The sequence below is a fragment of the uncultured Methanobrevibacter sp. genome, assembly GCF_902764455.1.
Taxonomy (GTDB): domain Archaea; phylum Methanobacteriota; class Methanobacteria; order Methanobacteriales; family Methanobacteriaceae; genus Methanocatella.
This window is the reverse complement of sequence record NZ_CACWVY010000021.1, coordinates 37160-47330: the sequence shown is the minus strand read 5'-3', so window position 1 is coordinate 47330 and position 10171 is coordinate 37160. Positions and strand designations below refer to the sequence as shown.

General features: G+C 34.4%; 10 protein-coding genes. 7 read left to right on the top strand and 3 right to left on the bottom strand.

Features of this window, described 5'->3' with window-relative positions:
- Positions 1 to 497 precede the first annotated feature (497 nt).
- Complete coding sequence (gene lonB / locus QZU75_RS08040; protein ID WP_296882877.1) at positions 498 to 2378, top strand: ATP-dependent protease LonB; 1881 nt, start codon at positions 498 to 500, stop codon at positions 2376 to 2378.
- 108 nt (positions 2379 to 2486) lie between these two features.
- Complete coding sequence (locus tag QZU75_RS08035) at positions 2487 to 3911, top strand: Mur ligase family protein (RefSeq protein ID WP_296882873.1); 1425 nt, start codon at positions 2487 to 2489, stop codon at positions 3909 to 3911.
- On the opposite strand, the gene QZU75_RS08030 is transcribed toward QZU75_RS08035, so the two are convergent.
- Positions 3901 to 4386, bottom strand: coding sequence for a hypothetical protein (locus tag QZU75_RS08030; protein WP_296882871.1), 486 nt, complete (start codon positions 4384 to 4386; stop codon positions 3901 to 3903). The two genes, QZU75_RS08035 and QZU75_RS08030, sit on opposite strands and share 11 nt — an antisense overlap.
- Positions 4373 to 5278, bottom strand: a complete 906-nt coding sequence (locus tag QZU75_RS08025; RefSeq protein ID WP_296882869.1) for an ADP-ribosylglycohydrolase family protein — start codon at positions 5276 to 5278, stop codon at positions 4373 to 4375. Before QZU75_RS08025 ends, QZU75_RS08030 begins: the two co-directional genes overlap by 14 nt.
- A gap of 88 nt (positions 5279 to 5366) precedes the next feature.
- On the opposite strand from QZU75_RS08025, the gene QZU75_RS08020 reads away from it, so the two are divergent.
- Both QZU75_RS08020 and QZU75_RS08015 read left to right on the top strand, forming a co-directional pair.
- Positions 5367 to 5876 carry a GNAT family N-acetyltransferase gene (locus tag QZU75_RS08020; protein ID WP_296882867.1) on the top strand — a complete coding sequence of 170 codons (510 nt, stop codon included), beginning with the start codon at positions 5367 to 5369 and terminating at the stop codon, positions 5874 to 5876.
- Between the two features lie 29 nt (positions 5877 to 5905).
- On the top strand, positions 5906 to 6280 hold the full coding sequence (locus tag QZU75_RS08015; RefSeq protein WP_296882865.1) for a zinc ribbon domain-containing protein: 375 nt from the start codon (positions 5906 to 5908) through the stop codon (positions 6278 to 6280).
- Between the two features lie 14 nt (positions 6281 to 6294).
- On the opposite strand, the gene QZU75_RS08010 is transcribed toward QZU75_RS08015, so the two are convergent.
- On the bottom strand, positions 6295 to 6813 hold the full coding sequence (locus QZU75_RS08010) for a hypothetical protein (protein ID WP_296882864.1): 519 nt from the start codon (positions 6811 to 6813) through the stop codon (positions 6295 to 6297).
- Positions 6814 to 6903: 90 nt separating this feature from the next.
- Between QZU75_RS08010 and QZU75_RS08005 the strand changes: the two genes are divergently transcribed.
- From QZU75_RS08005 to uvrB, 3 genes are read left to right on the top strand one after another with little or no spacing between them, the layout of a single operon-like run.
- Positions 6904 to 7818 carry a ribose-phosphate diphosphokinase gene (locus QZU75_RS08005; protein WP_296882863.1) on the top strand — a complete coding sequence of 305 codons (915 nt, stop codon included), beginning with the start codon at positions 6904 to 6906 and terminating at the stop codon, positions 7816 to 7818.
- A 1-nt stretch (position 7819) separates the two neighbouring features.
- Positions 7820 to 8110, top strand: a complete 291-nt coding sequence (locus tag QZU75_RS08000; RefSeq protein ID WP_296882861.1) for a hypothetical protein — start codon at positions 7820 to 7822, stop codon at positions 8108 to 8110.
- A gap of 5 nt (positions 8111 to 8115) precedes the next feature.
- The gene (uvrB, locus tag QZU75_RS07995) at positions 8116 to 10083 is read left to right on the top strand and encodes an excinuclease ABC subunit UvrB (RefSeq protein ID WP_296882860.1); all 1968 of its coding nucleotides are present in this window, start codon (positions 8116 to 8118) and stop codon (positions 10081 to 10083) included.
- Positions 10084 to 10171 lie beyond the last annotated feature (88 nt).

The following is a 10171-nucleotide window of genomic DNA, read 5'->3' as shown; positions in this document are numbered from 1 at the left end:
CTTTATTTTTAGTTTACAGGGTATAAATAGCTTGTTGAAGCCATTTTGAAAAATTGCAGTCGTTGAAACATAATATATAAAGTTTTTGATTATATTTTTTAAAAAATAAGAATTTTAACCTATGATTTGTATCCGAATTTTTGGATATTTTCGATATCTAATCCATTGTCATCAAAATTCTAGATGTAAATTATATTTTTGGACATTTTTGAACTATGGTATTTGTATTTTTGAGTTGTTGTATTCGTCAAATATATTGGTTCAAAAATTTTTGTATTTTAGTTACTTTTATTTACTAAAATAGAAAGCTTTTTATATATCCTAAATTTAAATAATATTAAATAGTATGTGAAACTTATCTTTTTAATGATGAATTTATTACAAGCAGTGAGGTTAATTTTATGAATTTTGAAGAACAGGAATCAATTGATGATTCTTTAGAAAATGTTGTTGAAAAACCGGTAGAAGAAGAAACTGCTGGTGAGGAAAGCAAACATATGTTGAATTATGATAACATAAAAAGCTCACAAGATATTGAAGTTCCACCTTTATTAATTGATCAGGTTATTGGACATGAAGAGTCCATTGAAACAATTAAGAAGGCTGCAAAACAAAGAAGGAATGTTTTGCTTATTGGAGACCCTGGTGTGGGAAAATCTATGCTTGCAAAAGGTATGGCGCAAATATTGCCTCATGAAACCCTACAAGATGTTTTGGTATATCCGAATGTGGAAGATAATAACCATCCTTTAGTAAGAACAGTTCCTGCAGGTGAAGGTAAGAAAATTGTAAAAGCAACCAAAGGGTCAGCTAAAGGTCATGAGGAAAGAAAAACTATCATTACCATGTTTGCCATCGGTGGAATTTTGGTCATTGGATTCATGTATGGAAGACTGCTTGAATCCATTATTGCTGCCGCTTTAATTTTACTTATTTCAATACAGATTAAGCCAAAAAATAGTAATTTGTCTCCAAAATTATTAGTTAACAATGAAGAATCTAGATTTGCACCATTTATGGATGCAACAGGTGCTCATGCAGGAGCATTACTCGGTGATGTTCGCCACGACCCATACCAATCCGGAGGATTAGGTACTCCTGCACATGAACGTGTAGAAGCAGGTATGATTCACAAGGCAAACCGTGGAGTTTTATACATTGACGAAATTGGTACAATGAGTATGAAAACTCAACAGGAGTTATTGTCTGCAATGCAGGAAAAACAATATGCAATCACAGGTCAAAGCGAAAACTCAAGTGGTGCAATGGTAAGGTCTCAGGCAGTACCATGTGACTTTGTTCTTGTAGCATCAGGAAACCTTCAGGTATTGGAAGGAATGCATATTGCAATGAGATCTAGAATCAGAGGATATGGTTATGAAGTTTTCATGAAAGATTATATGGATGATACAACTGAAAATCGTGAAAAACTAGTTCAATTCGTAGCTCAGGAAGTTAAAAACGATGGAAGAATTCCTCACTTCGCTCCTGATGCATTAGATGAAATAATCATGGAAGCTAAAAGAAGATCTGGAAAACAAAACGCTTTAACTTTAAAATTAAGAGACTTAGGCGGATTGGTCAGATCTGCTGGAGATGTAGCTATCGAAAAAGGAGAAGAAATAGTTACTGCAGCTCATGTTACTGAAGCCAAAAGATTTGCAAGAACCTTAGAACAGCAAATAGCAGACAGGTCTATTATCCAAAGAAAAGACTACAGTATGGTTTCCTCTGAAGGTGGAAGAGTTGGTCTTGTAAATGGTCTTGCAGTTATTGGTGACAGAAGCGGAATTGTATCTCCAATTGCAGCAGAAGCCGCTCCAACCCAATCCAAAAACGGTGGTCAGATAATTGCAACTGGTAAACTTGGAGAAATCGCTCAGGAATCAGTACAAAACGTAAGTGCATTAATTAAAAAGTACACTAACAAGGACATTTCCGATTATGATATTCACGTTCAGTTCATCCAGACATATGATGGTGTTGAAGGTGACTCCGCCAGTGTAAGTATTGCTACTGCGGTTATTTCAGCTGTTGAAGATATTCCAATTGACCAGACCGTAGCATTAACAGGTTCACTCAATGTTCGTGGAGACGTAATGCCTATCGGTGGTGCAACAGCAAAAATTGAAGCTGCTGCAGAAGCCGGAATGAAAAAAGTATTAATCCCTAAATCTAACTTAAAAGACGTTATGATTGAGAAGAAATACGAAGACATGATTGAAATCATTCCAACTGAAACTTTAAGTGATGTACTTGAAAATATTTTAATCAGCGGTTCTAAAAAAGATGTACTCATAGAAAAAATGAAAAATATCGGTTCTAGAGTCGCCGAAAAAGTACCGCAGACATCAATTAATAATCCAACAACCAACTAATTGGATTATTATTTTTCTTATTTTTTCTTTATTTTTAAAATAAACTCATTTTTTTAAATTATTCAATAAAATAATATTTATATATCATATGTTTACAATATATTTATCATGGTTAATTTTTTTAAATTTAATATGGCAAAATTATCTGGAAAAGTTGCATGTCAACTTGCAAAACATGGTCCTGGAAGCGGTGGAACTTATCCAGGTCATGTTTTTACAAAGATTGGTGGTCAGGAGTCCATTCCAAAATTAGCTTCTGATTTGAAGTTAGGTTCTGTTCTGATTACTGGAACTAACGGTAAAACTACTACAACTACTCTTCTGATAAAGTTAATGTCAAAGGATATTCAGATTAGGAAAAGTTATGAAAACAACATTTTAAACTCTATTGTAACTGCTCTTTTAAATCAAAAAGGTGATTTGGGAATATTTGAATACGGAATTCGTGATATGACATATGGTATTCCTGATACCGTTCAGAAACTGATAAATCCTGTAGGTGTGGTTTATACTACAATTTCACAGGAACATACTCAGGTTGCAGGTGTAAAAAATCCATTTGAATCATATTATAAGGCTAAAAAATTACTGTCAGAAGGCATGGAAAGGGGGGCTATCGTTACTAACAGTGATGATCCAAGAACTGCACTGATTGGTCTTGATAAATCCAAAGATGTTGACATTAACTATTATGGAATAGAAACTGATGTAATTGAAGATATTGGTGCTGAAACAATAGAATGTCCTAAATGCGGTAAAGAACTTAATTATTCTCACTTTTTCTTAAATCACAGAGGAATTTATTCTTGTGAGTGCGGATTTAAACGTCCTGAACCTAATGTAAAATTAGTGAATGCAGAGTTCAATTCAGATTCATGGATTTTGGATATCGAAGGAGATTTATATAATTATTTTGCCAAAAAGAATGTTAAATTTAATCTAAAACTTAATGTACCTCCATTCGGTTTCCACAATATCTACAATACTCTTGCTTCAATTACTGCCTATGCAACATTCACTCCTAAGGTGGAAAACATAGAATCCACTGTTAAAGATGTATTCAACAATCTGGACATGTCATTTATTCCGCCTGGAAGATTTGAAGTCGTTGATATTGGTGGAAAATTTGTTGGATTAGGTCAGGGAGATAACGGTGATGCTCTTAAAATAAATGCAATGTTTATGAAGCAGTTCATTGATGCTCCATTTGAGTTTATCTACACAACACCTGATGAAAAAGAAGAAGAAATCTTTGAAGACCACTATAAAGTCATCAAAAGCATGAATCCTGATCATGTTATTGTTGTTCCTGGAAGAAAATCAATTGAAAAAGCAGAGGAATATTGCAACATTATCAAACAGGATTTCCCTGATGCCGATTTCTATCCGTTGAGTTATGATGAAATGGATGTTAGAATTGAAAGGTTAAATGAAATGGCCAGAAATTCTGATTATAAATATGTTATCATGACCGGCTGTGGTGAAGAACAGGCAATGTGGGAAGAAATTAAAAAGAAAATGATTAATAGATAATTTTACTATCTATTATCTCCTTTAATTTTTTATAGAATGGTAAATCGGAGGATTCTATTTCTTTAAATGCTGCATCTATACTGCATCCGCACAAATCACAGCTTCCGATTATATAATCTTCAGACTCTTTTTTAATTAATATTCCAAAAACACGTTCTTTTTCATTGGCATATTTTTCAAATTCCTCGTTAGATAGTTTCAGATTATAGTCTTCGGTTGAATATATGTCGCATTCATTGATTACGGGAACAAATGCATACATTCCAATGTTTAAAAATACATTTTCATATTTTAAAATTTTTACAATCCTTTCTTCAAAAGAATCCTCTTTTTCAATGTCAAATTTTTCGATTTCAAGAATGTTGTTTGAACCCATGTAGTAGTTGTCATGAATGACTGTAGCAACAAGATCAGGGTCTACATAATTATTGCATGTAGCCCTAATATTTTCAATGGTTTTGCTAATATCTATCATAAAATGCCTCGAACTTTTCACATAATGAAATTATATCATCAAGTTTGTGAATTTCATTAAGCCAATCTATAGGAATATCATCATAACCGTAATAAATTCCTGCCAGTCCGCCGCATATTGCTGCAGTTGTATCGGTATCACCGCCCAGATTAACGGCCTTTAGAACCGCATCTTTATAATTGTCAGTATTTTTTAAACAGTAAACAACGCTTTCAAAGGTGTCTATAACATATCCTCCGCTTCTTATATCTGTGGTTAAATCATCCTCAAATATTCTTTTGAAGTGGTGAAGCTCTTCATTATCTGCATAATACTCTTTGATTTTTTCACATGCACACTTTATATGTTCTTCAATTGTTAATGTATTTTCAAGCATGGATCTTGCAATTTCAACATACAATACGCATGCAATCTTTGACCTTGGATGAGCATGTGTTAAAGAGGAGATATTTTCTATAGTTTCATAATCAATATCAGGAATATAAGCCAGCGGCAAAATTCTCATTAGGGAACCGTTTCCGTTGTCATGTGTTGATTTTCCTCCTGATTCCAGCGGATCTGCTCCGTCAATATATCTCTCCAATCCTCTGAGAGTAGTGTTTCCGATATCAAATCTCTCACCGTGAGGAGTGTGTTCACCTTCAAATGCCCATTTGCAAAACTCTTCCATTATGTCATTGTAATCAATGCCATTCTTATTTACTATACTTGTCATAGTGGCTATTGTCATTGATGAATCATCAGACCATGTACCTTTGACCTGGTTGTATGTTCCAAATTCTCTCATATCAGTAACCGGGTCATCTTCAAGCTCTTTTCTTGAGTAAAACTCAACAGGAACTCCTAAAGCATCACCTACAACAAAGCCGCAAATCCCGTCTTTGACTTTCATGGTTAACTATATATTTTTTTGAAGTAATTAATTTTAGTGTAAAATTTTTTACAAAATTTTTAAATATCTAAAAAACATAATCTTTTTAATGATTTTTAAAACTCAAAATCTCACATTAAGGCAATGGTTGGATTCCGATGCGGAATGCCTGTATCATTTTGCCAAAAATCCAAATATTGGTCCGATTGCAGGATGGCCTCCTCATGAAAGCATTGAAGATAGTTTGCATATTATTAAAACAGTTTTTTCCAAAAAAGAAACCTATGCGATAGTAAAAGATGATATTCCCATTGGATGTGCGGGTCTTCTGTTTCATCCTGATACAAATCACTGGTGGGGTGAAGGAGCCTGCGAACTCGGTTACTGGGTAGCGGAGCAATACTGGGGAAATGGTTATGCTGTTGAAGCGTCTGAGGTTTTAATCAGTAGGGCTTTTGATGAATTAAATGTTGAAAAGATTTATGCGAGTTATAGAATTGAAAATTCACAGTCAAAAAGAGTTTTAGAAAAATTAGGCTTTAAATATTATGCTGATTTGGTCAATGAAAATTATCTTGGAGAATTTTTTAAAGAAATTGCAATGATTTTGGAAAAATAATTTATATTAAGAAATATTAACTTTAACTAATGACTAGAATATGTAAAAATTGTGAATTTGTAAATCAGGATGATTATGACTTTTGCGCAAAATGCGGAACACCATTAGTTGAAGGTCTGCAACCTAAAAATGTTATAGTTTTTAAAAATCAGGCTCCTCCAGTTAATAAAAAAGTCATTATTGTATCATATTTGCTTACAATATTTCTCTCCTGGAGCGGGTTCATAATAGGTACATTTTTTAAAAGCACAAGATTTTCTATTTTTACTTTTTTCGGATTTTTCCTGCCTTTTTATTTGGTGCAGTCAAGAAATCCTACAGTTAAAAAACATGGACTGATAATGATTGTTATTTCTGTAGTTGGTGTGGCATTATCCTTTTACACATTGCTTCAGTTAAGATAAAAAAGTGAGGAAAATTAGACTGGAATTAATCTAATATTTCCCATTAGAAGATTTAATGGAATAGCTAACGGATTAAAAGTGCCGCCTCCCATAGCTGTACTCACAGCATCTCCTCTTGACATTGTTCCCTGTACATTTTCGCTTCCTGCATAACCGTTGTAGGCGTCATTGGCTCTGATGTTGTCAATCAGGCCTGCACCAAAAATGTCTTCTGCGGCTTCGGGATTTACACTGACAATCAAATGCGGTGTAAACTTATATGTATATGTCATTATGTCACGTGCCGCTCCGTAAGGATTATTTGGGGAGTCTAAATGAACATTATGAAGTGTCTGTCCATTTGCATTAACTGAACTTCCGGGATAAATCCACTCAAAACCTCCAATTGGACTGAATTTAGCAGCCATATCAATTCCGGGTGTTCCTTCGTCGGTATCTTCAGCAACAATCAATATTGGACTTGTTAATGTAAATAATAAAAACAAAACAATAATTGCTGCTATCGCTCCTAATATTATTTTTCCTTTTCCCATAATTTTTCTTATTAAATATTTTAATATTAATACTTAACTTTTTTAATTATCACCAACATAAATAAAATTATATAAATTTTTGGTGATATTGTGATTATAGGTGGTTCAGCTTCACAAGATTTGGCAGCTCATGTAGCCCGTGAGCTTGGAGAAGAATTATGTTACGTTGAAACTCGCAAGTTTCCGGATGGTGAAAGATATTTAAGGATAGACGGTGAAATTTCTGATGAGGTAACTGTTATTCAGTCTACTGGATATCCTCAGGATGAAAATCTGATGGAATTATTGTTTATAATAGCAAATCTAAAGGATTTGGGTGCTAAAAAAGTAAGAGTTGTAGTTCCATATATGGGGTATGCAAGACAGGAAAAACGTTTCAATCCTGGTGAAACAATTTCTGCTAAAATCATCTGCGAATTGATTCAGTCAGCAGGTGCTGATGAGTTTATTACATTCAATATTCATGAACAGTGTGTTTTAAACTTCTTTGATATTCCTGCAAGAAACATCTCAGCGATGCCTTCCATTGCAGAGTATTTAAATAAAAAATACGTTAAAAAAGAGGATAAAAAACCATTAATCATTGCTCCGGATAAAGGTGCATATGGATTTGCACAGGAAATGTCAGAAATCCTCGACTGTGACTGTACTTATTTGACTAAAGTTCGTTTAGGTCCTGATAAAGTAGAAACCAAGATTGTTGATGTTAGATGTGATAGTGAAAGTGAAAATACTGTTAATGTGGATTCAGTAAAAGGCATGCATGCAATTATTATTGATGATATTATTGCAACTGGTGGAACCATTGTCAATGCAATAAACATCCTAAAACAATATGGTGCATCATCAATTGATGTATGCTGCGTTCATCCGATTTTAACCAATAATGGTGCTACAAGAATATATGCTGCAGGTGCTAATAAAATCATTGGAACTAACAGTTTATCTTCTGATACTTCACGTGTATCTATCGCAAAAGCTATTGCGGATGCATTGAGGGATTAAGATGGATAAAGAACATATCAAATCTGAATTAATGGATAAATCTAATAATATTTTAGCAAAATATGATGAAATGGATGTTGTAGAAAACGTTTCTGTTATGAATATGGCTGTAAAAACAGTATTTTTGGGGTCTCTTAAAGTTTATAGAACTGAAGTAATTCCAAATATTATGAGAGATTTGGAAAAGGAACTGAAAGGCTATGGACAGCTGGTAATAAGAGACCAGAGAGTCACTCCGTGCTGTTCTCCAAGTTATACTCATATCAGTTTTAATATCACTATTTCAAATTAGATATCATGAAAGAATTCAAGCTAAAGTCACCTTACAAACCATTAGGTGACCAACCAAAAGCCATTAACTCATTAGCTGAAGGCATAAAAAACGGCCTAAAAGAGCAAACTCTTTTGGGTGTTACAGGTTCGGGAAAGACTTTTACAATGGCTAATGTCATTGAAGAAGTCCAAAAACCAACCCTTGTTATTTCTCACAACAAGACTTTGGCTGCACAGTTGTATGAAGAATTTAAAGAATTTTTCCCGGATAATGCAGTTGAGTATTTTGTCAGTTATTATGATTACTATCAGCCTGAGGCTTATGTGCCCCGTACAGATACTTTTATTGACAAGGAAGCTTCAATTAATGAAGAAATTGATATAATGAGGCATTCTGCAACTCAGTCTCTGCTTTCAAGAGATGATGTTATTGTTGTAAGCAGTGTAAGCTGTATTTATGGTATCGGTTCACCTCAGGACTATGGTGAATTTGCTTTTGGAATCAATGTTGGCGATATTTACGACAGATCTGAAATCCTTTCTAAACTGGTGTTCATGCAGTATGAAAGAAATGACATTGAATTTGACCGTGGTCAGTTTAGGGTACGCGGTGATGTTATTGAAATCAATCCGGTTCATGGAACACCTCCAATAAGAATTGAACTGTTTGGTGATGAAATTGATGCTATAAGCATAATTGATAAGATTACCGGTAAAAAACAGGAGTCTCTTAAGAGATATATGATTTTCCCTGCAAAGCACTTTGTTGTCGGCCAGGATAAGATGGATGTTGCTATTGCCAATATAAAACAGGAATTGGATGAAAGATTAAATGAACTGAACCTAACCGGAAAGCTCCTTGAAGCACAAAGGCTTGAACAGAGAACTCGTTTTGATATAGAAATGCTTCAGGAGATGGGATATTGTCCTGGTGTAGAAAATTATTCAATGCACCTTTCAGGACGTAACTGGGGAGATAAACCTTATTCTCTTTTGGAATATTTCCCTGATGACTTTTTAACAATAATTGATGAATCACACGTTACTGTTCCTCAAATCAGAGGAATGTATAATGGAGACAGAGCACGTAAGGAAACTCTGGTCGAATATGGTTTCAGACTGCCGTCAGCTAAGGAAAACCGTCCTTTAAGATTTGATGAGTTTGAATCATCAGTCCATCAGGTCATTTATGTATCTGCTACTCCCGCACAGTATGAACTTGCAAAATCAAGAAATGTAGTTGAGCAAATCATCAGGCCAACAGGATTGGTTGACCCTGAAGTGCTAATCAGGCCTGTAACAGGTCAGGTAGAAGATTTGCTTGAAGAAGTAAGAAAAGCTGCCAAAAAAGACGAAAGAGTGCTGGTTACTACATTAACAAAAAGGATGGCCGAGGATTTGACAGATTATTATGCAAGAATCGGTGTTAAAGTAAGGTATATGCACTCTGAAATCGATACTCTTGAGAGGATTGATATTGTCGATGACTTGAGAAGAGGTAAATTTGATGTTCTGGTTGGTGTAAACCTTCTAAGAGAGGGACTGGATTTGCCTGAAGTGTCTCTCGTTGCTATTCTTGATGCGGATAAGGAAGGATTTTTAAGAAACGAAACTTCACTGATACAGACTATCGGAAGAGCTGCAAGAAACGTCAACGGTCGTGTAATAATGTATGTGGATGAAATGACTGATTCTGTTCAAAAGGCATATGACACTACACTTAAAAGGCGTAAACTTCAGATGAAATACAATGAAGTTCACGGAATTACACCAAAATCAACTCAAAGGTCTCTTAAAGAGAAATTGGCTGAAGAAGATGAGAAATACAAAGGCATTAAAGGATCTGATGTTGAAAAAATGCCTAAAGATGAACTTCAGTTGTTAATCAAAGACCTTGAAAAGGACATGAAAGATGCTGCTGCAAGACTTGACTTTGAAAGAGCAGCAGAGTTAAGAAACAAGCTTTATGCCCTTAAAGGTTTTGAAAAATAATTTTTTATTTGTGTTTTTTCATACGCTCACATTAACATTTTACTTATCAGATGCTCTCTCAAATACTTTATAAGTGAGTTTGTTCTAA